The sequence below is a fragment of the Streptomyces sp. NBC_01283 genome, assembly GCF_041435335.1.
Classification (GTDB): Bacteria; Actinomycetota; Actinomycetes; order Streptomycetales; family Streptomycetaceae; genus Streptomyces.
In genome coordinates this window covers 7,002,584-7,025,895 of record NZ_CP108430.1, presented here as the reverse complement: position 1 = coordinate 7,025,895, position 23,312 = coordinate 7,002,584, and the positions used below count along the sequence as shown (strand labels likewise).

22 protein-coding genes are annotated in these 23,312 nt (G+C 72.3%); 16 read left to right on the top strand and 6 right to left on the bottom strand.

Features of this window, described 5'->3' with window-relative positions:
• Positions 1-35: 35 nt before the first annotated feature.
• From OG302_RS31820 to cobI, 4 genes are read left to right on the top strand one after another with little or no spacing between them, the layout of a single operon-like run.
• Positions 36-2,093 (top strand): putative cobaltochelatase, encoded by a 2,058-nt coding sequence (locus OG302_RS31820; RefSeq protein WP_371529915.1) that lies wholly within the window; start codon positions 36-38, stop codon positions 2,091-2,093.
• A complete protein-coding gene (gene cobO / locus OG302_RS31815; protein WP_361826197.1) occupies positions 2,093-2,701 on the top strand; it encodes a cob(I)yrinic acid a,c-diamide adenosyltransferase in 609 nt (202 codons plus the stop codon). The genes OG302_RS31820 and cobO overlap by 1 nt, the downstream gene beginning before the upstream one ends.
• On the top strand, positions 2,695-4,035 hold the full coding sequence (locus OG302_RS31810) for a cobyrinate a,c-diamide synthase (protein WP_371529914.1): 1,341 nt from the start codon (positions 2,695-2,697) through the stop codon (positions 4,033-4,035). Before cobO ends, OG302_RS31810 begins: the two co-directional genes overlap by 7 nt.
• Positions 4,032-4,781: a precorrin-2 C(20)-methyltransferase gene (gene cobI / locus OG302_RS31805; RefSeq protein ID WP_371529913.1), complete on the top strand. Its 750-nt coding sequence runs from the start codon at positions 4,032-4,034 to the stop codon at positions 4,779-4,781. The genes OG302_RS31810 and cobI overlap by 4 nt, the downstream gene beginning before the upstream one ends.
• A gap of 20 nt (positions 4,782-4,801) precedes the next feature.
• Here cobI and OG302_RS31800 read toward each other — a convergent pair whose 3' ends face one another.
• Positions 4,802-5,533, bottom strand: coding sequence for a ZIP family metal transporter (locus OG302_RS31800; RefSeq protein ID WP_371529912.1), 732 nt, complete (start codon positions 5,531-5,533; stop codon positions 4,802-4,804).
• Between the two features lie 101 nt (positions 5,534-5,634).
• Here OG302_RS31800 and cobM point away from each other — a divergent pair, with 101 nt between their 5' ends.
• From cobM to cobC, 6 genes are read left to right on the top strand one after another with little or no spacing between them, the layout of a single operon-like run.
• The gene (cobM, locus tag OG302_RS31795) at positions 5,635-6,459 is read left to right on the top strand and encodes a precorrin-4 C(11)-methyltransferase (protein WP_361826206.1); all 825 of its coding nucleotides are present in this window, start codon (positions 5,635-5,637) and stop codon (positions 6,457-6,459) included.
• On the top strand, positions 6,456-7,730 hold the full coding sequence (cbiE, locus tag OG302_RS31790) for a precorrin-6y C5,15-methyltransferase (decarboxylating) subunit CbiE (RefSeq protein ID WP_371529911.1): 1,275 nt from the start codon (positions 6,456-6,458) through the stop codon (positions 7,728-7,730). Before cobM ends, cbiE begins: the two co-directional genes overlap by 4 nt.
• Positions 7,727-9,460 (top strand): precorrin-3B C(17)-methyltransferase, encoded by a 1,734-nt coding sequence (cobJ, locus tag OG302_RS31785; RefSeq protein ID WP_371529910.1) that lies wholly within the window; start codon positions 7,727-7,729, stop codon positions 9,458-9,460. The genes cbiE and cobJ overlap by 4 nt, the downstream gene beginning before the upstream one ends.
• Positions 9,457-10,113: a precorrin-8X methylmutase gene (locus OG302_RS31780; RefSeq protein ID WP_371529909.1), complete on the top strand. Its 657-nt coding sequence runs from the start codon at positions 9,457-9,459 to the stop codon at positions 10,111-10,113. Before cobJ ends, OG302_RS31780 begins: the two co-directional genes overlap by 4 nt.
• Positions 10,110-11,048, top strand: coding sequence for a sirohydrochlorin chelatase (locus OG302_RS31775; RefSeq protein ID WP_371529908.1), 939 nt, complete (start codon positions 10,110-10,112; stop codon positions 11,046-11,048). The genes OG302_RS31780 and OG302_RS31775 overlap by 4 nt, the downstream gene beginning before the upstream one ends.
• Positions 11,032-12,120 carry an Rv2231c family pyridoxal phosphate-dependent protein CobC gene (gene cobC, locus OG302_RS31770; protein WP_371529907.1) on the top strand — a complete coding sequence of 363 codons (1,089 nt, stop codon included), beginning with the start codon at positions 11,032-11,034 and terminating at the stop codon, positions 12,118-12,120. The genes OG302_RS31775 and cobC overlap by 17 nt, the downstream gene beginning before the upstream one ends.
• Positions 12,121-12,344: 224 nt before the next feature.
• Here cobC and OG302_RS31765 read toward each other — a convergent pair whose 3' ends face one another.
• Together OG302_RS31765 and OG302_RS31760 are read right to left on the bottom strand one after the other, a co-directional pair.
• A complete protein-coding gene (locus tag OG302_RS31765; RefSeq protein ID WP_371529906.1) occupies positions 12,345-13,286 on the bottom strand; it encodes an SCO1860 family LAETG-anchored protein in 942 nt (313 codons plus the stop codon).
• A 354-nt stretch (positions 13,287-13,640) separates the two neighbouring features.
• Positions 13,641-14,729, bottom strand: a complete 1,089-nt coding sequence (locus OG302_RS31760) for an amidohydrolase family protein (RefSeq protein WP_371529905.1) — start codon at positions 14,727-14,729, stop codon at positions 13,641-13,643.
• 55 nt (positions 14,730-14,784) lie between these two features.
• On the opposite strand from OG302_RS31760, the gene OG302_RS31755 reads away from it, so the two are divergent.
• The 6 genes from OG302_RS31755 (at position 14,785) to thpD (ending at position 20,371) form a co-directional block, all read left to right on the top strand.
• On the top strand, positions 14,785-15,921 hold the full coding sequence (locus OG302_RS31755) for an alanine--glyoxylate aminotransferase family protein (protein ID WP_371529904.1): 1,137 nt from the start codon (positions 14,785-14,787) through the stop codon (positions 15,919-15,921).
• 146 nt (positions 15,922-16,067) lie between these two features.
• On the top strand, positions 16,068-16,592 hold the full coding sequence (locus tag OG302_RS31750) for a DinB family protein (protein ID WP_371529903.1): 525 nt from the start codon (positions 16,068-16,070) through the stop codon (positions 16,590-16,592).
• 332 nt (positions 16,593-16,924) lie between these two features.
• A complete protein-coding gene (gene ectA, locus OG302_RS31745) occupies positions 16,925-17,518 on the top strand; it encodes a diaminobutyrate acetyltransferase (protein ID WP_371529902.1) in 594 nt (197 codons plus the stop codon).
• Between the two features lie 74 nt (positions 17,519-17,592).
• Entirely contained in the window at positions 17,593-18,864 is a 1,272-nt protein-coding gene (gene ectB, locus OG302_RS31740; protein WP_361826230.1) for a diaminobutyrate--2-oxoglutarate transaminase, read from the top strand.
• Between the two features lie 99 nt (positions 18,865-18,963).
• On the top strand, positions 18,964-19,368 hold the full coding sequence (locus OG302_RS31735; protein ID WP_371529901.1) for an ectoine synthase: 405 nt from the start codon (positions 18,964-18,966) through the stop codon (positions 19,366-19,368).
• A 103-nt stretch (positions 19,369-19,471) separates the two neighbouring features.
• Positions 19,472-20,371, top strand: a complete 900-nt coding sequence (gene thpD, locus OG302_RS31730) for an ectoine hydroxylase (RefSeq protein WP_371529900.1) — start codon at positions 19,472-19,474, stop codon at positions 20,369-20,371.
• Between the two features lie 142 nt (positions 20,372-20,513).
• On the opposite strand, the gene OG302_RS31725 is transcribed toward thpD, so the two are convergent.
• The 3 genes from OG302_RS31725 to OG302_RS31715 all read right to left on the bottom strand — a co-directional run bounded on the left by OG302_RS31725 (position 20,514) and on the right by OG302_RS31715 (position 23,305).
• Entirely contained in the window at positions 20,514-21,533 is a 1,020-nt protein-coding gene (locus OG302_RS31725) for a maleylpyruvate isomerase N-terminal domain-containing protein (RefSeq protein ID WP_371529899.1), read from the bottom strand.
• Complete coding sequence (locus OG302_RS31720) at positions 21,533-22,189, bottom strand: RNA polymerase sigma factor (RefSeq protein ID WP_371529898.1); 657 nt, start codon at positions 22,187-22,189, stop codon at positions 21,533-21,535. The genes OG302_RS31725 and OG302_RS31720 overlap by 1 nt, the downstream gene beginning before the upstream one ends.
• A 69-nt stretch (positions 22,190-22,258) precedes the next feature.
• Positions 22,259-23,305 (bottom strand): aminotransferase class V-fold PLP-dependent enzyme, encoded by a 1,047-nt coding sequence (locus OG302_RS31715; RefSeq protein WP_371529897.1) that lies wholly within the window; start codon positions 23,303-23,305, stop codon positions 22,259-22,261.
• Positions 23,306-23,312 lie beyond the last annotated feature (7 nt).

Below are 23,312 nucleotides of genomic sequence, written 5' to 3'. Positions count from 1 at the left end.
CCCTGCCCCGCCCTGGACCACGCAATGGAGGCCTTGTGAGTACCCCCTATCCGTTCACCGCCCTCGTCGGACAGGACGACCTGCGGCTCGCCCTGCTGCTCAACGCCGTGTCCCCCGCCGTCGGCGGCGTGCTCGTGCGCGGCGAGAAGGGCACCGCCAAGTCCACGGCCGTGCGGGCCCTTTCGGCCCTGCTTCCGCAGGTGCCCGTCGTGGCCGGCTGCCGGTTCTCGTGCGACCCGGCCGCCCCCGACCCCGCCTGCCCCGACGGTCCGCACGACGCGGGCGGGGCCACCGTGCGGGACGCGCGGATGGTCGAGCTGCCCGTCGGAGCCTCCGAGGACCGCCTGGTGGGGGCGCTGGACATCGAGCGTGCGCTCGCCGAGGGCGTCAAGGCCTTCGAGCCGGGACTGCTCGCCGACGCCCACCGCGGCATCCTCTACGTCGACGAAGTGAACCTGCTGCACGACCACTTGGTCGACCTGCTGCTCGACGCCGCCGCGATGGGCGCCTCGTACGTGGAGCGTGAGGGCGTCTCCGTGCGGCATGCCGCGCGGTTCCTGCTCGTGGGCACCATGAACCCCGAAGAGGGCGAGCTGCGCCCGCAGTTGCTCGACCGGTTCGGGCTCACCGTCGAGGTCGCCGCCTCGCGGGAGACCGACCAGCGCGTCGAGGTCGTACGGCGACGGCTCGCGTACGACGACGACGCGGAGGGGTTCGCCGCGCGGTGGCACGACGAGGAGTCCGCGCTGCGGTCCCGGATCGTCGCGGCGCGCGCCCTGCTTCCCCACGTACGGCTCGGTGACGGCGCGTTGCGGCAGATCGCGGCCACCTGCGCCGCGTTCGAGGTCGACGGGATGCGGGCCGACATCGTGATGGCGCGTACGGCGACGGCCCTGGCCGCCTGGGCCGGGCGCGAGGACGTACTGGCGGAGGACGTGCGGCAGGCCGCGCTCCTCGCGCTGCCGCACCGGCGCCGCCGCAACCCCTTCGACGCGCCGGGCCTCGACGAGGACAAGCTCGACGACACGCTGGAGCAGTCGGCCGACGACGAGGGCGACGGCGGGGACGACGACCCGGACGGCGGCGGCCCCGGTGGCGGCGGCCGGCCGCCGGAGGGCGGGCCCGACGCCCCTGACACCCCCGAAGGCACCCCCGACGCCTCCGACGCTCCCGCCACGGAGAGCGAGGGCGGTGAAGCAGGGCAGGACGAGAACGCCTCCCCCGCGCAGTCCCCGGCCGCCGGTGGCGGCGAGCAGCAGGCCGTGCGGGCCGCCGAGCCGTTCCGCACGAAGATGCTGAGCGTGCCCGGCCTGGGCGAGGGCGCCGCGGGGCGCCGCTCCCGGGCGCGGACCGAGCACGGGCGGACCACCGGGGCCCGGCGGCCCCAGGGGGCGCTCACCAAGCTGCACCTGGCGGCCACCGTGCAGGCCGCGGCCCCGCATCAGCGGGCGCGCGGGCGCGCGGGGCGCGGGCTCGTCGTGCGGCGGGACGATCTGCGGCAGGCGACGCGGGAGGGGCGTGAGGGCAACCTCGTGCTCTTCGTCGTGGACGCCTCCGGGTCCATGGCCGCCCGGCAGCGCATGAGTGCCGTGAAGGGCGCGGTGCTCTCGCTGCTGCTTGACGCGTATCAGCGGCGGGACAAGGTCGGGCTCATCACCTTCCGGGGTGCGGACGCCACCGTGGCGCTGCCCCCGACCTCCTCCGTGGACGCCGCCGCCGCCCGACTGGAGACGCTGCCCACCGGCGGGCGTACGCCTGTCGCCGCCGGGCTGCTCAAGGCGCACGAGGTGCTGCGGGTGGAGAAGCTGCGGGATCCGGCGCGACGGCCGCTGGTCGTGGTCGTGACGGACGGCCGGGCCACGGGTGGCGTGGAGCCGGTGGCGCAGGCGGGTCGTGCGGCGCGGCTGTTCGGGTCGGCCGGGATCGCTTCCGTGGTCGTGGACTGCGAGTCGGGGCCCGTGCGGCTCGGGCTCGCGGGGCAGCTCGCGGGTGAGCTCGGCGGGACCGCCGTGACGCTCGACGAGCTGCGGGCCGAGTCCATCGCCGGGCTCGTCAAGGACGTACAGGGAACTCGGATGAGGAGCGTGGCCTGATGCCGCAGGGGCAGCCGAGCGTGGTGCCGGACGACGGGCTCACCACGCGTCAGCGGCGCAACCGTCCGCTGGTGATCGTGCACACCGGGATCGGCAAAGGGAAGTCCACCGCCGCGTTCGGGCTCGCGCTGCGGGCCTGGAATCAGGGGTGGCCCATCGGGGTCTTCCAGTTCGTGAAGTCGGCGAAGTGGAAGGTCGGCGAGGAGAACGCCCTCAAGGTGCTCGGGGCCTCCGGCGAGGGCGGGTCCGTCGACTGGCACAAGATGGGCGAGGGCTGGTCGTGGATCCAGCGCGCGCCCGCCGAGGGCGAGCAGAGCAACGAGGAGAAGGCCCGCGAGGGCTGGGAGCAGGTCAAGCGCGACCTCGCCGCCGAGACGTACCAGCTGTACGTCCTCGACGAGTTCGCCTACCCCATGCACTGGGGCTGGATCGACGTGGACGAGGTCGTCGAGACCCTCCGGACGCGGCCCGGCAACCAGCACGTGATCATCACCGGGCGCAACGCGCCCGAGGCCCTGGTCGGCTTCGCCGATCTGGTCACCGACATGTCCAAGGTCAAGCATCCGATGGACGCCGGGCAGAAGGGCCAGAGGGGCATCGAGTGGTAGCTCGGCTTGTGGTCGCCGCGCCGTCTTCCGGGAGCGGGAAGACGACCGTCGCCACGGGGTTGATGGCCGCGTTCTCGGCGGCCGGGCTCGCCGTGTCCCCGCACAAGGTGGGGCCCGACTACATCGATCCCGGGTATCACGCGCTGGCCACGGGACGCCCCGGCCGGAATCTCGACGCCTACCTGTGCGGGCCCGACATGGTGGCTCCGCTGTTCGCGCACGGGGCACGCGGATGCGACGTCGCGGTGGTCGAGGGCGTCATGGGGCTTTACGACGGTGCCTCGGGGCAGGGTGAACTCGCCTCCACCGCACAGGTGTCGAAGCTGCTGCGGGCGCCCGTCGTCCTCGTCGTCGACGCGTCCTCGCAGTCCCGGTCCGTGGCCGCGCTGGTGCACGGCTTCGCGTCCTGGGACCCGGAGGTGCGGATCGGGGGCGTGATCCTCAACAAGGTGGGCTCCGCGCGCCACGAGGAGCTCCTGCGGGAAGCCCTGGACGCGTCCGGCGTGCCGGTCCTCGGGGCGCTGGGGCGGGCCCCGCAGGTGCGGGCTCCCTCGCGGCACCTGGGGCTCGTGCCGGTGGCCGAGCGGCGGGCCGAGGCCCTGGATTCGGTGGCCGCGCTGGCCGCGCAGGTGCGGGAGGGGTGCGACCTGGACGCGTTGCTCGCCCTGGCCCGCAGTGCGCCCGCGCTGGGCACCGAGCCCTGGGATCCGGGCACCGCTGCCGCCGGTGGCACGCGGCCCGTCGTCGCCGTCGCCGGGGGCGCCGCGTTCTCCTTCTCGTACGCCGAGCACGCCGAGCTGCTCGAAGCCGCCGGAGCCGAGGTCGTCACCTTCGATCCGCTGCACGACGAGGAACTGCCGCCGGGCACCGCCGGACTGGTCATCGGAGGCGGGTTCCCCGAGGTGTACGCGCCGGAGCTCTCCGCCAACGAGCCGCTGCGCAAGGCCGTCGCCGAACTCGCCCTGAGCGGCGCGCCCGTGGCCGCCGAGTGCGCCGGACTGCTCTATCTGACCCGGGAGCTGGACGGGAAGCCGATGTGCGGGGTGCTCGACGCGCACTCCCGCATGTCCGAGCGGCTGACCCTCGGCTACCGCGAGGCCGTCGCCGTGTCGGACAGTTCCCTCGCGGCCGCCGGGACCCGGCTGCGCGGGCACGAGTTCCACCGCACCGTCGTCGAACCGGGCGCCGGGGCGGTCGCCGCCTGGGGGATGCACGCTCCTGAGCGGCGCCTCGAAGGCTTCGTACAGCAAGGTGTGCACGCGAGTTACCTGCACACGCATTGGGCCGCCGAACCCGGTATCGCCCGTCGGTTCGTAGAGAGGTGCGGAGCATGAGCAGCAAGCTGACCGGTGTCGGGGTCGGGCCCGGAGACCCGGAGCTCGTCACCGTCAAGGGCGTCAACGCCCTGCGTGCCGCCGCCGTCGTCGTCGTGCCCGTCATGGCCGCGGCCGACGGGACGGACGGCGGGGAGCGCGGCCGGGCCGAGGCGACCGTGCTGCACTACGTCCCCGAGGACAAGGTCGTACGCGTCGTGTTCGCGCTGAACGAGCGCAGCGACCGCCAGCGCCGCGAGGCCGCCTGGGACGCCGCCGGTCAGCGGGTCGCCGCGCTGCTGCGGGAGAACGGCTCGGTGGCGTTCGCGACGATCGGCGACCCCAACGTGTACTCGACGTTCACCTACCTCGCGCAGACCATCGCGGAGCTCGTGCCCGGCGTCGAGGTGGAGACCGTGCCCGGGATCACCGCCATGCAGGACCTCGCCGCGCGCAGCGGTGCCGTCCTCACCGAGGGCACCGAGCCGCTGACGCTGGTGCCGGTGACCGCGGGGGCCGCCGTGCTCAAGGACGCGCTCGCCGGGCCCGGCACGGTCGTCGCGTACAAGTTCGGGCGGCTCGCCCATGAGGTGGCCGCCGCGCTGCGGGAGACCGGCCGGATCGACGACGCGGTGTGGGGTTCCGCCCTGGGGCTGCCCGAGGAGTCCGTCCAGGGGGCCGCCGAGCTCGGTGACGCCCCGCTGCCCTATCTGTCGACCCTCATCGCGCCCGCGCGGCGCGAGGGCGGCCGGGGCGGGAAACTGTGACCTCGGCGCATGCCGCGGCCTCACTCCGCGATGCCCACCACCAGCCAGATGAACGCCGCTCCCGCCACCGTGCACAGCAGCGTCGAGCGGGCCGGGTGCTCGTGGTGCGCCTCCGGCAGGATCTCCGCGGCGGCCAGGTAGAGCAGCGCTCCGCCGAAGAAGCCGAGATATCCGCCGAGCAGTTGCTCCGGAATGGTGAACAGGAGCGTCGAGGCGGCGCCCGCCACGGGGGCCACCGCGTCCGCGAAGAGCATCGCGAGGGCCTTGCGGCGGGCGTTCCCGTACAGGCTGGTGATCGTGTACGTGTTGAAGCCGTCCGCGAAGTCGTGGGCGACGACCGCGAGCGCCACGGCCGTCCCCATGCCGCCGCCCACCTGGAACGCGGCGCCGATCGCGACGCCGTCCATGGCGCTGTGTCCGACCATCGCGGCGGCCGCCGTCAGGCCCACCTGTGGGACCCGGCCGTTCGTGTGCTCGTCCCCGCCGTGCGCGGCGTGCCGCCCCGCGAGGAGCCGCTCCACGAGGTGCGCGGCGAGGAAGCCCGCGACGAACAGGAGCAGCGCCGCCGGTACGCCGAAGACGGGGGCGCCCGCGGCGTCCAGCGCCTCCGGCAGCAGGTCGAGGCCGACCACGCCGAGCATCAGACCGCCCGCGAGCCCGAGGACGAGGTGGCGCCGGTCAGTGACCCGCTGGGCCGTCCAGCCGCCCACCAGGGTCATCACGAAAGCGCCGAGCGCCACGAACACCGCCATGCGCCCTTGCTAGCCGATTGACCCCCTGCCCCGCACGTCCGACATCCGGCCGCGGGGTGACAACCGCCTGATTCTGTTCGTTCACGAGAGGAACCACACCCATGGCCGACGCCGAAGCCACCACCGGCAAGGTGACCTTTGTCGGGGCAGGGCCCGGCGCAGCCGACCTGCTCACCTTCCGGGCCGCGCGAGCGATCGCGGACGCCGATGTCGTCATCTGGGCGGCAAGCCTCGTACAGCCCGAAGTACTCGAACACGCGCGTGCAGGCGCAGAGATCCTCGACTCGGCGACGATGTCCCTCGAAGAGGTGGTCGCCGTCTACGAGCGGGCCGCCGCCGAGGGCCTGAAGGTGGCCCGCATCCACTCCGGCGACCCGGCCCTGTGGGGCGGCACGCAGGAGCAGGTCGACCGGTGCGCCGATCTGCGCGTGGAGACCGAGATCGTGCCCGGCGTCTCGTCGTTCTCGGCGGTCGCGGCGATCGCGCAGCGCGAGCTGACGGTCCCCGAGGTCGCGCAGTCCGTCATCCTCACCCGGCTCGGCGGCGGCAAGACGCCGATGCCGCCCGGCGAGGAGGTGCGGGAGTTCGCGCGGCACGGCACGACGATGGCGCTGTTCCTCTCCACGGCCCGCAGCGGCCAGCTGGTGCGGGAGCTCCTGGAGGGCGGCTACCCGACGACCACGCCCGTCGTCATCGCGTACCAGGCGACGTGGCCCGAGGAGCTCATCCTGCACTGCACCATCGAGACCCTGGAGGAGACGGTCAAGGAGCACAAGCTCTGGAAGCACACCCTCTTCCTGGTCGGCCCCGCGCTTGCCGCGCACGGCACCCGCTCGCACCTGTACCACCCGGGCCACTTCCACGGCTTCCGCAAGGCCGACCCGCAGGCGCGGGCCGCGCTACGCGCCGAGAAGGCCACTTCATGATCACTGTCGTCGGTACGGGGACGGGGGCGCCGCTCGACACGGCCGCCCTCGACGCGGTGCGCGCCGCGAGCCTCGTGGTGGGCGCCCAGCGGCACATCGACGCGGCCGGACTGCCGCCGGGGACGGCCCGCGTGGTGATGGGGCCGCTCGCCCCCGCGCTCGACGCCATCGAGGAGCGGCTGGCGAAGGCGGACCCGGCGGACGGCGGTGTCGTCGTGCTCGCCTCCGGGGACCCCGGGTTCTTCGGGATCGTGCGGGCGCTCGCCGAGCGGTTCGGGCCCGCCGAGCTGGACATCCGGCCCGGCGTCTCGTCCGTCGCCACCGCCTTCGCGCGGGCCGGGCTCCCGTGGGACGACGCGGTGGTGGTGAGCGCCCACGGGCGCGATCCGCGCACCGCCGTGAACGTCTGCCGCGCGCACCCCAAGGTGGCCGTCCTGACCGGCCCCGGCAGCGGCCCCGCCGAGCTCGGCGCCGAGCTGATGCGCCGCGCCGACACCCGCACCCTGGTCGTCGCCTCCGCCCTGGGTGACCCGGTGCACGAGCGCGTCGAGCGGGTCACGCCGGCCGAGGCCGCGGGCCGTGACTGGGGCGGCGCGGTGAGCGTCGTCCTCTGCCTGGACGAGGAGCGGGTGCTGGCGCCGGTGCGGACCGTCGCCGGGGCGCGGCTCTCCCCCGGCCGATGGGCCCTGGACGAGGACGAGTTCACGCACCGCGACTCGATGATCACCAAGTTCGAGGTGCGGGCGCTCGCCCTGGCCAGGCTCGGGCCGCGGCTCGGCGACCTCGTGTGGGACATCGGCGCGGGGTCGGGATCGGTCGCCGTGGAGTGCGCGCGGTTCGGGGCGGCCGTCGTCGCCGTGGAGAAGACCGCCGACGGCGTCGAGCGCGTCCGGGCGAACGCCGCCGCGCACGGTGTCGACGTACGGGCCGTGCACGGGGCCGCGCCCACCGTCCTCTCCGATCTCTCGGACCCGGACGCCGTGTTCATCGGCGGCGGCGGACGTGAGCTGCCCGCCATAGTGGCCGCGTGCGCGCGCCGTGCGCGGCGGACCGTCGTGGTCGCCATGGCGGCGATCGACCGGGTGCCCGCGGTCCGGGTCGCGCTGAGCGGTGCCGGTTACGACTGTGACGGCGTGCTGCTGCAGTCGTCGCGGCTCGCGCCGCTGCCCGGTGAGGTCTCGCGGCTCGCCGCGGCCAATCCGGTCTTCCTGGTGTGGGGCACCCGCCCCACATCTTCCTTGTCTGACCTGTCTGAAGGAGTAGTTCAGTGATCGGCCTGATCTCCGCCACGTCGGCGGGCGGCGCGGCACGCGACCGCGTCGCCGCGGCATGGCCCTCGCGGACGCGGGTGTACGAGGGTCCCGTTCGGGAGGCCTTGGAGCAGGCCTTCGCGGAGTGCGAGCAGGTGGTGTGCTTCCTCGCCACCGGCGCGGTGGTGCGGCTTGCCGCGCCGCTCCTGCGGGGCAAGGACGTCGACCCCGGGGTCGTGTGCGTCGACGAGGCCGGGCGCTTCGCGGTCGCGCTGCTCGGCGGGCACGAGGGGGGCGCCAACGCCCTGGCCCACGAGGTGGGGGACGTCCTGGGGGCCACGCCCGTTGTGACGACGGCGACGGACTCCGTGGACGTGCCGGGGCTCGACACGCTCGGCCTGCCGGTGGAGGGGGACGTCGCCGGGGTCACCCGCGCGATCCTCGACGGCGAACCGGTCGCGCTGGACGCGGAGTTGGCCCACCCGCTGCCCGCGTTGCCGTCCAACGTCACACCGGGGCAGGGGCACCCGGTCATCCGGGTGTCGGACCGGGTGCTCGAACTCGGTCCGGGTGAGGTCGTGTTGCGGCCCGGCTCGCTCACCGTGGGCGTGGGCGCCAGCAAGGGCGCTCCCGTCGAGGAAGTCCTCGGGCTCGTCGAGGACACCCTGCGTGGCGCGGGGCTCTCCCCCGCGTCCGTCGCCGCGCTGGCGACCGTCGACGCGAAGGCGGAGGAGCCCGGCATCGTCGGGGCCGCCGCGCGCCTCGGGGTGCCGGTGGTGACGTACACGGCCGACGAGCTGGCCGCCGTCGAGGTGCCGAACCCGTCAGACGCGCCGCTCGCCGCCGTCGGTACGCCCTCCGTGGCGGAGGCCGCCGCGCTGCGCGGCGGCGGTGAACTCCTCGTACCGAAGCGGAAATCGGCGCCCGAGGGCCGCGCGCCCATGGCGACCTGCGCGATCGTGCGGCGGACGCCCCGCGGGCGGCTCGCCGTGGTCGGGCTCGGTCCCGGCGCCCGCGATCTGCTGACGCCGCGCGCCCGGGAGGAACTGCGCAGGGCCTCGGTCCTGGTCGGCCTCGACCAGTACGTCGACCAGATCCGTGACCTGCTCAGGCCCGGCACGAAGCTCATCGAGTCCGGTCTCGGCGCCGAGGAGGAGCGGGCCCGTACCGCCGTCGCGGAGGCCCAGAAGGGGCAGGCGGTCGCGCTGATCGGGTCCGGTGACGCGGGCGTGTACGCGATGGCGTCGCCCGCGCTCGCCGAGGCGAGCGACGACATCGACGTCATCGGCGTGCCCGGCGTGACGGCCGCGCTCGCCGCCGCGGCGATCCTGGGCGCGCCGCTCGGCCACGACCACGTCTCCATCAGCCTGTCGGACCTGCACACTCCGTGGGAGGTCATCGAGCGCCGGGTGCGCGCGGCGGCCGAGGCGGACATCATCGTCACCTTCTACAACCCGCGCAGCCGGGGCCGCGACTGGCAGCTCCCGAAGGCCCTGTCGATCCTGGCCGGGCACCGGGAGCCGTCGACGCCCGTGGGTGTGGTGCGCAACGCGTCCCGCCCGGACGAGTCGGCGCGCCTGAGCACGCTCGGCGAACTCGACCCGGCGATCGTCGACATGATGACGGTCGTGACCGTCGGCAACACCGCGACCCGCGAGATCGCGGGCCGCATGGTGACCCCGCGCGGCTACCGCTGGCAGCACGCGGCCACCCCTTCAGACGCGGCGGCCCCTTCGGAGGTGACCAAGTGACCCGTGTCGTCCACCCCATCGAGCAGGAGTCGTTCCGGCGGCTGCGGGCCCGCCTGGACACCTCGCACTTCGCGCCGCTGACCCGCGCGGTCGTGGAGCGCGTCATCCACTCCGCGGCCGACCTCGACTACGCGACGGACCTCGTCACCGACGAGGCCTCCCTCGTGACCGCCCACGCGGCACTGCACGCGGGTGCGCCCGTGGTCGCCGACGTGGAGATGGTCGCCGCGGGCATCACGAAGCGGCAGACGATCTGCCGCCTCAAGGACGCCAAGTCCCATGCGGGTCTTACCCGTTCGGCCCACGCGATCCGCCTCGCGTACGAGGAGGTGGGCCCCGGCGCGATCTGGGTGATCGGCTGCGCGCCGACCGCCCTGGAGGAGTTGCTCGTACTCGACGCGGCGCCCGCCCTGGTGATCGGCCTGCCGGTCGGCTTCGTGGGGGCCGCGGAGTCCAAGGCGGCGCTGCGCGAGAGCGGGCTCCCCGCCGTCAGCAATGTGTCGGAGAAGGGCGGTTCGGCGGTGGCCGCGGCGGCGCTGAACGCGTTGCTGTACCACCCGGCGCCGTCCGACAAGGCCTCACTGCCACACCACCCCGCGCCGTCGTCCGGTGCGAACGAAACAACCCCCGAAGCATCCAAGGAGTCCCAGTGACCACCCCGCCCGCACTGCTCATCGCCGGACACGGCACCCGTGACGAGGCCGGGGCGGCCGCCTTCAGGGACTTCGTGCAGGAGCTCGCCCGCCGCAACCCCGAACTCCCGGTCGCCGGCGGCTTCATCGAACTGTCGCCGCCGCCGCTGGGCGACGCGGTGACGGACCTCGTGGACCGGGGCGTCAAACGCTTCGCGGCGGTGCCGCTGATGCTGGTGTCGGCCGGGCACGCCAAGGGCGACATCCCCGCGGCCCTCACCCGCGAGAAGGAGCGCCACCCCGGCATCTCGTACACCTACGGCCGCCCGCTGGGCCCGCACCCCTCGCTCCTGAAGGTCCTGGACCGCCGCCTGGACGAGGCGCTCGGCGGCACGGCCCGCACGCCGGAGGACCGCGCGGACATCACGGTGCTGCTCGTGGGCCGCGGCTCGACCGACCCGGACGCCAATGCCGAGGTGCTCAAGGCGGCGCGGCTGCTGTGGGAGGGGCGCGGTTACGCGGGCGTGGAGACGGCGTTCGTGTCGCTCGCGGCGCCGGACGTGCCGTCGGGCCTGGACCGCTGTGTGCGTCTTGGCGCGAAGCGGATCGTGGTCCTGCCGTACTTCCTGTTCACCGGCATCCTGCCGGACCGGGTCCGCCAGCAGACGGACGGCTGGGCGGCGGCGCACCCCGATATCGAGGTGCGCTCGGCGGACGTGATCGGCCCCGAGGAGGAGCTGCTCGACCTCGTCATGGAGCGCTACCGCGAGGCGGTCAAGGGCGATCTGCGGATGAACTGCGACTCCTGCGTCTACCGCATCGCGCTGCCCGGCTTCGAGGACAAGGTAGGGGCCCCGCAGCAGCCGCACTTCCACCCGGACGACGACGGGGACCACGCGCACGGCCATGGCCACGGTCACGGCCACCACCACGGGTCCCATGCGCACTCCCACTGAGACCGGTCCCGGGGTCGAGGCCGGGTACGTCGGCGAACCGGACCTGCGGCATCACGGGGATGCCGAGGTCCGGGGCGCCGACGGCCTCACGGACCTCGCGGTGAACGTCCGCGCTGACACGCCGCCCGCCTGGCTGAAGCGGCACATCGCCGCCTCGCTCGACGGCCTCGCCGCCTATCCGGACGGCCGGGCGGCGCGCGCCGCGGTGGCGCGGCGGCACGGTGTGACGCCGGACCGGGTGCTGCTCACGTCGGGTGCGGCTGAGGCGTTCGTACTCCTTGCCCGCGCCCTGAAGGTACGTCAGCCGGTGGTGGTGCACCCGCAGTTCACCGAGCCGGAGGCGGCGCTGCGGGACGCGGGGCATGCGGTGGGGCGGGTGCTCCTCCGGGAGGAGGACGGTTTCCGCCTCTCGGGTGCGACCGTTCCCGAGGACGCCGACCTGGTGGTGATCGGCAACCCGACGAACCCGACGTCGGTCCTGCACCCGGCGGCCTCGATCGCCGAACTTGCCCGCCCTGGCCGGGTGTTGGTGGTGGACGAGGCATTCATGGACGCGGTGCCGGGTGAGCGGGAGGCGCTTGCGGGTCGCACGGACGTACCGGGTCTGGTCGTCCTGCGCAGCCTCACCAAGACGTGGGGTCTGGCGGGGCTGCGGATCGGCTACGTCCTGTCCGACCCGGAGACGATCGACGCGTTGTCACGGGCGCAGCCGCTGTGGCCCGTCTCCTCCCCCGCGCTGGCGGCGGCGGAGGCCTGCGTGACGCCCGCGGCGCTGGAGGAGGCTTCGGTGGCGGCGGTGCGGGTGGCTCGGGATCGGGCCCATCTCCTGGCCGGGCTGCGGGAGTTGGCCCCCTTCGGGGTGCGGGCCGTGGAGCCCGCGGAGGGCCCTTTCATCCTGCTCCGTGCTCCTGAGGCCGCGGCTCTCCGGGAACGCCTCCGAGACCGGGGCTTCGCCTTGCGGCGGGGAGACACGTTCCCGGGCCTGGGGGCTGAGTGGCTTCGGGTGGCGGTGCGGGACCGGGGGACGAGTGATCGGCTTTTGGGGGCGGTCCGGGGGTTGTTGGGGGGCTGATTTTCCCCAACCCCGCCCCTTCCCGAAAACTCGCTGACGCGAGGGCCTTCGCCTTGCGTGCTGTCATCACCGGCTCCGCCGAGTTCGTCCTCAAACGCCGGACGGGCTGAAACCAATCAGCCCGGCCGGCGTTTGAGGCCATCTTGTCGGGGTCCAGGGGGCGGAGCCCCATGGTTTCGGGAAGGGGTGGGATCGGGGAGAGCCCCGCAGGGCCCGCCCTGCCCTCAGCCCTTCCGCCCCCGCCGAGTCATCGCCACCGCCCCGCCACCCACAGCGAGCAGCAGAGCCCCGCCACCCAGCAGGTAGGGAGTGGACGAATTCCCTCCGGTCTCCGCGAGGTTCGCCTCGGCGGGCTTCTTGGGCTTCTCGGCGACCGGCTTCTCCCCCGCACCCCCCTGCGGCTTCACCGGAGCCGACGGCTCAGGCTTCGGTTTGGCCGCCGCGGGCGTCTCGCAGGACGCCCCCGCCAGCGTCACCGTCCCCTCCACCTCGGCGACATTAAGCTTCAGGGGGTTCACGGACACCTTCAGCTCCAGTGCGGACGCGGCGGCCGTACGCGAGGTGGTGTGCGTCTTCGACAGGTCGAGCCGCACCTCACCGACCCCCGGCACCTTCACCTGGGTGGTGCCTCCCGCCGACAGGGTGATCTTCTTCCCGAGCACGGTCACGCCGCCCAGCAGATTCGATTCGGCGACAGGCCGCGCGCCCGCCTTGCAGACCGCCTTGGACGTCACCTGCTCGACCTCGATCAGGGACAGCAGCGGCAGGCCCGGCACATGCACCTTGGCCCGCGCGATGTTGCTGTACCCCTCGGCCTTGCCGTGCTCGACGGTCGCCCTCGCGGTGGCGACGTCCGCCCGCAGCACACTGAACGGCTGCCCGCCGTTGACGCCGTTCAACTCGGCGGTGAGCGCGGTCTTGTCGGCGGTGGCGGGCGCCTGCACTTCGTTGAGCGAGACCTTGAGCGGGACGTTCACGGTCTTGTTGAGCAGGGACACGTCGAGCCCGGTACGCAGCACGACGGCGTTCGCGCGGCCCTTGTCGCCGCCGCCCGTCGCCGAGGCGGGCCCCGCGGTGGCGAGCGCCGCGGGACCCGCGACGAGAGCCGTGGCGGTGGCGATCACACCGAGGCGGCGTGCGGGCAGGCGGAAGGTGTTGCTGTTCAAGGTGGTGGAACCCCCACAAGAGTTACGGAGCCGCCGGAAGCGTCGCGCTTCGCTGGATGGGGACATCGCATGAGCACGACACCGGCAACATCGACAGGGGGAATCTTTACGCACTGAGAGTGAATAGCCAGCGACGAAGCGTGAGTTCACTCCAAAGGGAGGTTTCCGCCCCTGTTTTCGAATCCCCCGGCACGGACGTTCCCCTCAGCCACTCAAGCAACTCCCTGGCTCGAACACATCGGTTGACGCCAGGACCGTGGCCGAATCATGTGTAACGAACCGGGGGCCTCACACGTAACGCTGCGTCAATGTAAGTCACTTGGGGCGAGCGGGCCGGGCGGGTAGCAATGACGGCTACCCCACCACCCTCCCGTTCAGCACCACCCTTCGCGGTGCCGCCAGTACCCCGACGTCCTCCCGGGGGTCCGCCTCGTAGACCACCAGGTCCGCGGGGGCTCCCTCCTCCAGGCCGGGGCGGCCCAGCCAGGACCTCGCGCCCCATGTCGTCGCCGACAGCGCGTCCACCGCCGGGATTCCGGCCAGCCTCAGTTCGGCGACTTCGGCGGCGACGAGGCCGTGGGCCAGGGAGCCGCCCGCGTCCGTGCCCGCGTAGACGGGGACGCCCGCGTCGTAGGCGGCGCGCACCGTGTCGTAGCGGCGGTCGTACAGGCGCCGCATGTGCCGTGACCACTTCGGGAACTTCGCTTCGCCGCCGTCGGCGAGCTGCGGGAACGTCGCGATGTTCACCAGGGTCGGGACGATCGCGACGCCGCGCTCGGCGAAGAGCGGGATGGTGTCCTCGGTGAGGCCCGTGGCGTGCTCGATGCAGTCGATGCCCGCCTCCACCAGGTCCCGCAGGGAATCCTCGGCGAAGCAGTGCGCCGTGACGCGCGCGCCCAGGCGGTGCGCCTCCGCGATCGCCGCCTCCACCTCGGGGCGGGGCCAGCACGCCGTCAGGTCCCCGGCGTCGCGGTCGATCCAGTCGCCGACCAGCTTGACCCAGCCGTCGCCGCGCCGCGCCTCCTGGGCGACGTACGCGACGAGGTCGGCGGGCTCGATCTCGTGGGCGTAGTTGCGGATGTAGCGGCGCGTGCGCGCGATGTGGCGGCCCGCCCTGATGATCTTCGGGAGGTCCTCGCGGTCGTCGATCCAGCGGGTGTCGGACGGGGAGCCCGCGTCGCGGATCAGGAGGGTGCCGATCTCGCGGTCGGTCAGCGCCTGCTTCTCCGCCGTGTCCGCGTCCACCGGTCCGTGCGTGTCCAGGCCCACGTGGCAGTGCGCGTCGACCAGGCCGGGGAGTGTCCAGCCGTCGACGGTCACGTCCGGGGCGGCCGACGGGCGGTCGTACGTCACCCTGCCCCCGACCACCCACAACTCGTCCCGGACCTCGTCCGGGCCGACGAGCACCCGCCCCTTCACGTGCAGCACCGTGTGATCGCTCATGTACAGCAGCTTAGGAGCCTGTCGGTACGCTCGGTCCGGCAGCCCGAACGAACTCGTGAGCGAAGTGAGCAGCGAAGTGAGCAGCACCGTGACGACGCATCCATTCCTTGACCTGGCACCCCTGAGTGCCCGGCACTTCGCCTCCATCGAGGAGCGCGTCGCCGGGCTGCTCTCCACCTCGCAGGACGTCGTGATCATGCAGGGCGAGGCGCTGCTTCCCCTGGAGGGCTGCATCCGGGGTGCGGCGCGGCCCGGCACGACCGCGCTGAACGTCATCACCGGCCCCTACGGGCAGACCTTCGGGAACTGGCTGCGGGACTGCGGGGCGACCGTCGTCGACCTGGCCGTGCCCTTCCACACCGCCGTCACCGCCGAGCAGGTCCGCCAGGCACTCGCCGAGCACCCCGAGATCGACTTCGTCTCGCTCGTCCACGCCGAGGCCGCGACCGGCAACACCAATCCCGTCGCCGAGATCGGTGAGGTCGTACGCGAGCACGGCGCCCTCTTCATGCTCGACGCCGTCGCCTCGGTGGCCGCCGAGCCGCTCCTTCCGGACGCGTGGGGCGTGGACCTGTGCGTGATCGGCGCCCAGAAGGCGATGGGCGGACCGGCCGGCGTCTCTGCCGTCTCCGTGAGCGAGCGGGCCTGGGCCCGCCTCGCCGCCAACCCGCAGGCGCCGCGCCGCTCCTACCTCTCCCTCCTGGACTGGAAGGAGCGCTGGATCGACGGCGGGCGCAAGGCCCTGCTGCACGCCCCGGCCCAGCTGGAGATGCTCGCCCTCGAAGCGTGCGTGGAGCGCATCGAGGCGGAGGGCCTCGACGCGCTGACGGCACGGCACGCGACCGCAGCGGCGGCGACCCGTGCGGGCGCGATCGCCCTGGGCGGCGGCCTCACCCCGTACGTCCACGAGGCGGCGGACGCCGCTCCGGTCGCCACGACGCTGCGCGCCCCGGACGGGGTCGACGCCTCGGAGCTCGTCGCCAAGGCGCTCGCGGCGGACCCGGTGCTTCCGCTGGTCGCCGGTGGCGGCGCGCTGGCCCAGGAGATGATCCGGGTGAACCACTACGGTCCGGACGCGACCCGTGGCGTCGTGCACGCCTCGCTCGCCGCCCTGGGTGCCGCGATGGGCGAGGCCGGTCTCGCGGTCGACCTGGAAGCGGCCCGGCGCGCGGTGACGGCCGCCTGGCAGTAGCGCGAGCCGGCACTAGGCGCGCCAGGAACACCGAGAAACACCGACCGCGGCAGGCACCCGCCTGCCCGCCCCTGCCCGCCCCTGCCGCGCCAAGCTCACAGCGAACAGCGGCCGTCCCGGGTGGTCGGCGTGGCAGCGTGACCGCCATGCCCACCCTCCCGGACGGCCGCACCGTTCCCGCCCCGACCGCCGACGAGCCGGCGATGCTGGCGGACTGGCTCGATTTCCATCGCGCCACGCTCGTGGTCAAGTGCTCCGGGCTCGATGACGCACAGACCCGTGTCGCTTCGGTCCGGTCCTCGTCGTTGACCCTGCTCGGTCTCGTGCAGCATCTGGCCGAGGTGGAGCGGAACTGGTTCCAGCGCGTGCTCGCCGGGTGGGACGTGCCGTGGGTGTACGGGGACCCGGCAGGGGGCTTCGCCCTTGACCCGGAGCGGACGTACGAGCAGGCCCTGGCCGTGTGGCGGCGCGAGGTGGCGGTGAGCCGGGAGATCTGCGAGGGGCGGTCGCTCGACGACGTCGGGCGGCTGAGCGAGCGGGACGCGGCCGTGACGGGCGGTTCCGAGGTCAGCCTGCGCTGGATCCTGGTCCACCTCATCGAGGAGTACGCGCGGCACAACGGCCACGTCGATCTCCTCAGGGAGGGCATCGACGGAGTGACGGGGCCGTAAATACTCTACGTAAATTCACGGACGAATTCTCACCGCTTCTTTATCCACTTTATCAGCACAGCTTCCCGTATTCTTCTGCCCGCTTTCCGAGGACCTAAACACTAAGGTTTCGTCAGCGGCAAGTCTCACAATTCGGACATGCTTCGAGGGAGTTACGCTTCTGTGACGTACTCCACATCGCGCCCGGTATGAGCCGTATGACCCCATCAAATCAGGCCATATCGCCGGGGATTCCCGCGGGCGCGCACCCCCGCCTGATAACACATGAAGCGCTCTGACGTAACCCCTTCCGGCGATGCAATTAAAGAAATTGCTCGGTAAATTCAATCCGCATGACCGCTGCACAAGCCGATCTACCGACCGACCTGCACGCGAATTCCCTGGAAATGCCCGAGGGGTTGCGACTCGACACCCCCGACGTCGCCGACGGCGCCGCCATCTGGCGCATCGCACGCGACTCGAAGGTGTTGGACCTCAACTCCTCGTACAGCTACCTGCTGTGGTGCCGCGACTTCGCGGCGACCTCCGTGGTGGCCAGGGACTCGAACGGTGAGCCCGCGGGGTTCATCACCGGATACATCCGGCCCGAGAGGCCGCGCACCCTGGTGGTCTGGCAGGTGGCCGTCGACCAGGAACACCGAGGCCGCGGCCTTGCCGGTGCGCTGCTGGACGGGCTGACCGCCAAGGTCGCCGCCGACCGGGAGCTGGTCTCGGTCGAGACGACCATCACGCCTGACAACGCACCGTCCCAGCGGCTCTTCACCTCGTACGCACAGCGCCACGGAGCGTCTGTCGAGCGCACGGTGCTCTTCGACGCCGGACTCTTCCCCGACGAGGGGCACGAGCCCGAGGTCCTGTTCCTCATCGAGCCGATAGCGCAGACCGGGAAAATCGCGCAGATCGAACCGGTCGAGCCCGTCGGCTGAGTTCCGCCGTTCCCCCCCACGCACCACCCGTCACCCCCCACTCCCACGTCTTTCCATCTCCCAGGAGATTTGCTGTGACCATCACCCAGCCCGACCTGAGCGTCTTCGAGACCCTGGAGTCGGAGGTGCGCAGCTACTGCCGCGGTTGGCCCACTGTCTTCGACCGTGCGCAGGGCAGCCGCATGTTCGACGAGGACGGCCACTCGTACCTCGACTTCTTCGCCGGGGCCGGCTCGCTCAACTACGGGCACAACAACCCGGTCCTCAAACGCGCCCTGATCGACTACCTGGAGCGCGACAGCGTCGTCCACGGCCTGGACATGTCCACGGTCGCCAAGCGGGCGTTCCTCGAGTCGTTCCAGAACATCATCCTGCGCCCGCGTGACCTTCCGTACAAGGTCATGTTCCCGGGCCCGACGGGCACCAACGCCGTCGAGTCCGCGCTGAAGCTCGCGCGCAAGGTCAAGGGCCGTGAGTCGATCGTGTCGTTCACGAACGCCTTCCACGGCATGTCGCTCGGCTCGCTCGCCGTGACCGGCAACGCCTTCAAGCGCGCCGGCGCCGGCATCCCGCTGGTGCACGGCACGCCGATGCCGTTCGACCACTACTTCGACGGCAAGACCCCCGACTTCATCTGGTTCGAGCGTTTGCTCGAGGACCAGGGCTCCGGCCTCAACCAGCCCGCCGCCGTGATCGTCGAGACGGTGCAGGGCGAGGGCGGCATCAACGTCGCCCGCGCCGAGTGGCTCCGCAAGCTCGCCGACGTGTGCGAGCGCTGGGACATGCTGCTCATCGTCGACGACATCCAGATGGGCTGCGGCCGCACCGGCGCGTTCTTCTCCTTCGAGGAGGCGGGCATCACGCCGGACATCGTGACGGTGTCCAAGTCCATCAGCGGCTATGGCATGCCGATGGCGCTGACGCTGTTCAAGCCCGAGCTCGACGTCTGGGAGCCGGGCGAGCACAACGGCACCTTCCGCGGCAACAACCCGGCGTTCGTCACGGCCGCCGCCGCCCTGGAGACCTACTGGTCCGACGGCCCGGCCATGGAGAAGCAGACCCGCGCCCGCGGCGAGCAGGTCGAGGAGGCCTTCGCCGCGATCGTCGAGGAGAACCCCGGCGCCATCAAGGAGTACCGCGGCCGCGGTCTCGTCTGGGGCATGGAGTTCATCGACAAGGCACGCGCGGGCGCCATCGCCAAGCGCGCCTTCGAACTCGGCCTGCTGATCGAGACCTCCGGCCCCGAGAGCGAGGTCGTCAAGCTCCTGCCGGCGCTGACCATCACCGCCGACGAGCTGGACGAAGGACTTCGCACGCTCGCCCGCGCGGTGCGCGAGACCGCCTGAGCGGTTCCCGGAAGCCGGCCGGGGCGGTGCGTCTGCACCGCCCCGGGCGGCTCTCGGACCGCGTCTTCACCCCCGTAAGAGAAAAGGAACCAACTCACCGTGATCGTCCGTTCGTTCAAGGACATTGAAGGCACCGACCGGCACGTGAAGTCCGCGTCCGGCACCTGGGAGAGCAAGCGCATCGTCCTCGCCAAGGAGCGGGTGGGCTTCTCGGTCCACGAGACCATCCTGTACGCGGGTACGGAGACGTCGATGTGGTATGCCAACCACATCGAGGCCGTCGTGTGCACCAAGGGCGAGGCCGAGCTGACCGACGACACGACCGGCAAGAAGTACACGATCACGCCGGGCACGATGTACCTGCTCGACGGGCACGAGAAGCACACGATGCGGATCAAGGAGGACTTCCACTGCATCTGTGTCTTCAACCCGCCCGTCACGGGTCGTGAGGACCACGACGAGAACGGCGTGTACCCGCTGCTCACGGAGCCTGAGCCGGCCTAGCCGGAGCTCGCACCCCATGAATCTCCCCCGCCGCCCTCTTCCTCTGGGCGGCGGGGGTGTACATCCCGGAAAGGGCCGTACGAGAGGAGAGGCAGGCAACACCATGACCACCGCACCCGAACGCACCGCCGACCTGTACCCGACACGAGGAGCCGAAGAGGTCCTCATCGAGCGCAAGGACCCCGTCGTGTGGTCCGAGCCGGGTACGCCGGGGCCCATCGCGGCCGACGAACTGGCGGGGTTCGACCGGGACGGATTCCTGGCGATCGACCAGCTCATCACCCCTGACGAGGTGAGCGTCTACTACGCGGAGCTCGCGCGGTTGATGGACGACCCCACGATGCGGGCGGACGAGCGCTCGATCGTGGAGCCGCGTTCCCAGGAAATCCGCACCATCTTTGAGGTGCACAAGATCAGCGAGCTGTTCGCGAAGCTCGCCGCCGATCCGCGAGTGGTGGGTCGGGCCCGGCAGATCCTGGGTTCCGACGTGTACGTCCACCAGTCCCGGATCAACGTCAAGCCGGGCTTCGGGGCCTCGGGGTTCTACTGGCACTCCGACTTCGAGACCTGGCACGCCGAGGACGGACTCGCGAACATGCGGACCGTCTCCGTCTCCATCGCGCTCACCAAGAATCACGACACCAACGGCGGTCTGATGATCATGCCGGGATCGCACAAGACGTTCCTCGGGTGTGCGGGCGCCACGCCGAAGGACAACTACAAGCGGTCCCTGCAGATGCAGGACGCGGGCATTCCCTCGGACGAGACGCTGACCAGCCTCGCCTCGGACTACGGCATCCGGCTCTTCACCGGTGAGGCGGGCTCCGCGACCTGGTTCGACTGCAATGCCATGCACGGTTCGGGGGACAACATCACGCCGTTCCCGCGCAGCAACGTCTTCATCGTGTTCAACAGTGTGGAGAACACGGCCGTGGAGCCGTTCGCGGCGCCGATCCGGCGGCCGGAATACATTGGGGCCCGCGACTTCACTCCGGTGAAGTGAGCAGCCTCGTGAAGTGAGCAGCCTCGTGAAGTGAGCAGCCTCGCGAAGTGAGCATTTCTCGTACGGGAGTTGGGCCCGGTACCTGGGGGTGCCGGGCCCAACTTTGTGCCCACCTCCGTGCCCGGCCTTGTCCGGGGTGCCGCTAGAGCCACGCCAGGGATGCCGCCCGAGTCAGGACCCGCTGTGCGGCGCTCTCGCTGCCGGAGACTCCCCTGGGCACCTCCGCCGGGTCCACCCGGCCGCCCATGAGCAGGCAGAAGTCCACCGGTTCGAGCACCAGCTCCGCGCTCACCGGCTCCGCCCCGCTGCCCAGGACCCAGGACATCTCGCCCCCTTCCCCCGCGACGGTCAGCGCGACGGCGGGCGCCCTGGAACCCAGGGCGAGCTCCAGGATCCGTACGGCAAGGCGCACCAGGTGCCATAGGTGCGGGGTGCGGGGTGGCGGCACCGGCACGTCAAGCGCCCTGCCGATGTCGTCCATGTGCACCCACGCCTCGAAGGCCCGGACCAGGAAGTGGTCCGCCAGCGGCAGCCGGGAGCCCATCAACGTCGTGGCCCGCCCCGCCAGTTCCGGATCGTGCGCCTCGGGGGACGCGAGCAGCGCGGTCGCCTGGCTCTCCCAGGACGCCATGGTCTGGGCGGGAGTACGGAGCCGCTCCCGGGTCAGGACCTCTTCCGTGCGCGCCGCCCACGCCACCCGCCACGGCGTCCCGTCCACGACGTCGCACGGCCCCGGATCGCGCAGCCGGAGCCGTACGGCCAGCGGCTCGTCGGCGGCCAGCAGATGCGCGACCGTGTCATGGACGTTCCAGTCGTGCACGACATGGGTCTCCCAGGACCCGTGCGCGTCCACCTCCCGCAGCATCGCCTGGAGACCGGCCACCGCGGCGGCGTACGGAGCGGCGTGCGGAGCCGTGCCGGTCGCCGCGGGCCGGGTGCGCAGGGCGAGGTCGAGGACGCGGGCGCGGCCGGCCGGGGCGGGCCCGGCGGCGAGGGGCGGGCCGTCCAGGTGGCGCACCGTCGTCCGCAGCCGTGTCGCCTCGGCCGCGCACGGGTCGCAGTCGGCCAGATGCGGGGCGACCGTCCGCTCGTCGCCCGGCATGAGCGCGCCGACGGCCCAGGCCCCGAGAAGGTCACGTACGGCTTCGTGATCCGTGGTCATCACGCGCCTCTTTCGCCTGGAGCGTCGGCAAGTGCCGTGCCGGATGGGCCTGTTGAGCCTGCTGGGCCTGATGGATCTGATGGGTCTGTGGGGTCGGGAGGTTCGGCCAGGGCTTCGGCGAGTCTGCGCAGGGCCGCCCGTAATCGGGTCTTCGCCGTGCCCTCCGGGATGCCGAGTTCCGCCGCCGCCTGGCGGTACGTGCAGCCCGCGAAGTACGCGAGGTGCACCACCTGGCGCTGCGGGAGCGGGAGTCTCGCCAGTGCGGAGTGCAGGAGCAGGGAGCGTTCTCGTGCCATGACCACGTCTTCCGGGGGCGGATCCGGGGTGGGGATCGTGTGCAGGGTCGAGTCGTCGGCGTGGACCGCCTTTCGGTGGCGTTCCTCGCCGCGTACCCAGTCCACCGCCCTTCGATGCGCCAGCATGCACAGCCAGGTGCGCAGACTTCCCCGCCGCGCGTCGAACGCGTAGGGCCTCGACCAGAGATGGGCGAAGACCTCCTGGGCGACGTCCTCCGCGGCGGAGGGGCTGCGGGTGACGCGTCCCGCGACGCGGTGGACGAGAGCCCCGTACGTGTCGTAGACCTCGGCGAGAGCCGTCTCGTCGCCGTACACCAGGCGCTGGTGCAGGCCGGCGTCCGGACAAGACTCCTGAGCCACTGACACCACCGCCTCGTGAGGCCACCCCGTCATGCCTTCCTAGCGCCCCGCCGCCCGGCGCGCCAGGGTTCAGCCGGAGAGCACGTCGAGGATCCGGTCCACGTCCGCCTCGGTGTTGTACAAGTGGAACGAGGCCCGCAGGTGTCCCGCCCGCGCGGAGGTGATGATCCCGGCGCTGCTCAACTCGGGCTCCCTGCCGCTGAGTCCGGGGACGGAGACGATGGGGGACGCACCGGGCACCGGCTCGTGGCCGAGCGAGGCGAGTCCGGCGCGGTAGCGGGCCGCGAGCGCCATGTCATGGGCGTGCACGGCTTCGACGCCGGTCTCCTCCACGTACGCCAGGGCCTCGGCCGCTCCGTGGTACGCGAGGAAGGCGGGGGGTTCGTCGAAACGGTGTGCGTCGGGTCCCAGTTCCGGCAGCGGACCGTAGATGGAGTCCCAGGTGTCGGCCGCCGCGAGCCAGCCGCCGTGCAGCGGGACGAGGGTCTCCTGCGCCTCCTCACTCACCGTCAGGAACGACGTGCCGCGCGGGCAGAGCAGCCACTTGAAGGCACCGGTGACGGTGTAGTCGTACAGGCTCGCGTCGAAGGGCAGCCAGCCCACGCTCTGTGTCGCGTCGTTGAGGGTGCGGGCGCCGTGGGCTGCGGCGGCCTCGCGCACCGCCGCGTCGTCGGCGACACGGCCGTCGGCCGACTGCACGCCGGAGTACACGACGAGGGCCGTGGTGGGGCGGATCGCCTCGGCGAGGTCTTCGAGCGGCGCGTACCGGATCTTGAGATCGCCGCGCACCACGAAGGGGTTGATGATCGAGCTGAAGTCCCCCTCGGGGAAGAGGATTTCGGAGCCGGGGCGCTGTGCCGCGGCGATCAGTCCGGTGTGGACGGCGACCGATCCGCCGAAGGCCACGCGCGCGTGCGGCACGCCGACGAGGCGCGCGAAGGACTCACGGGCGGCCTGCACGATCCCGAAGTCGCCCGCGCCTCCGCGTCTGCCCGCGCCGTTCTCGGCCGCGAGTGCCTGGATCGCCCGGACCGCGCGGGCGGGCAGCAGGCCGCAGCTCGCGGTGTTCAGATACGTCGACGTGGGCGCGAACTCGGCGCCGGTGATGATCCCCATGGGATCA

Excerpts from the sequence above, each read along its gene's own strand:
- cobO (WP_361826197.1), top strand. The coding sequence starts at position 2,093 with ATGCCGCAGGGGCAGCCGAGCGTGGTGCCGGACGACGGGCTCACCACG.
- cobI (WP_371529913.1), top strand. The coding sequence starts at position 4,032 with ATGAGCAGCAAGCTGACCGGTGTCGGGGTCGGGCCCGGAGACCCGGAG.
- OG302_RS31800 (WP_371529912.1), bottom strand. The coding sequence starts at position 5,533 with ATGGCGGTGTTCGTGGCGCTCGGCGCTTTCGTGATGACCCTGGTGGGC.
- cobM (WP_361826206.1), top strand. The coding sequence starts at position 5,635 with ATGGCCGACGCCGAAGCCACCACCGGCAAGGTGACCTTTGTCGGGGCA.
- cbiE (WP_371529911.1), top strand. The coding sequence starts at position 6,456 with ATGATCACTGTCGTCGGTACGGGGACGGGGGCGCCGCTCGACACGGCC.
- cobC (WP_371529907.1), top strand. The coding sequence starts at position 11,032 with ATGCGCACTCCCACTGAGACCGGTCCCGGGGTCGAGGCCGGGTACGTC.
- OG302_RS31760 (WP_371529905.1), bottom strand. The coding sequence starts at position 14,729 with ATGAGCGATCACACGGTGCTGCACGTGAAGGGGCGGGTGCTCGTCGGC.
- OG302_RS31750 (WP_371529903.1), top strand. The coding sequence starts at position 16,068 with ATGCCCACCCTCCCGGACGGCCGCACCGTTCCCGCCCCGACCGCCGAC.
- ectA (WP_371529902.1), top strand. The coding sequence starts at position 16,925 with ATGACCGCTGCACAAGCCGATCTACCGACCGACCTGCACGCGAATTCC.
- thpD (WP_371529900.1), top strand. The coding sequence starts at position 19,472 with ATGACCACCGCACCCGAACGCACCGCCGACCTGTACCCGACACGAGGA.
- OG302_RS31725 (WP_371529899.1), bottom strand. The coding sequence starts at position 21,533 with ATGACCACGGATCACGAAGCCGTACGTGACCTTCTCGGGGCCTGGGCC.
- OG302_RS31715 (WP_371529897.1), bottom strand. The coding sequence starts at position 23,305 with ATGGGGATCATCACCGGCGCCGAGTTCGCGCCCACGTCGACGTATCTG.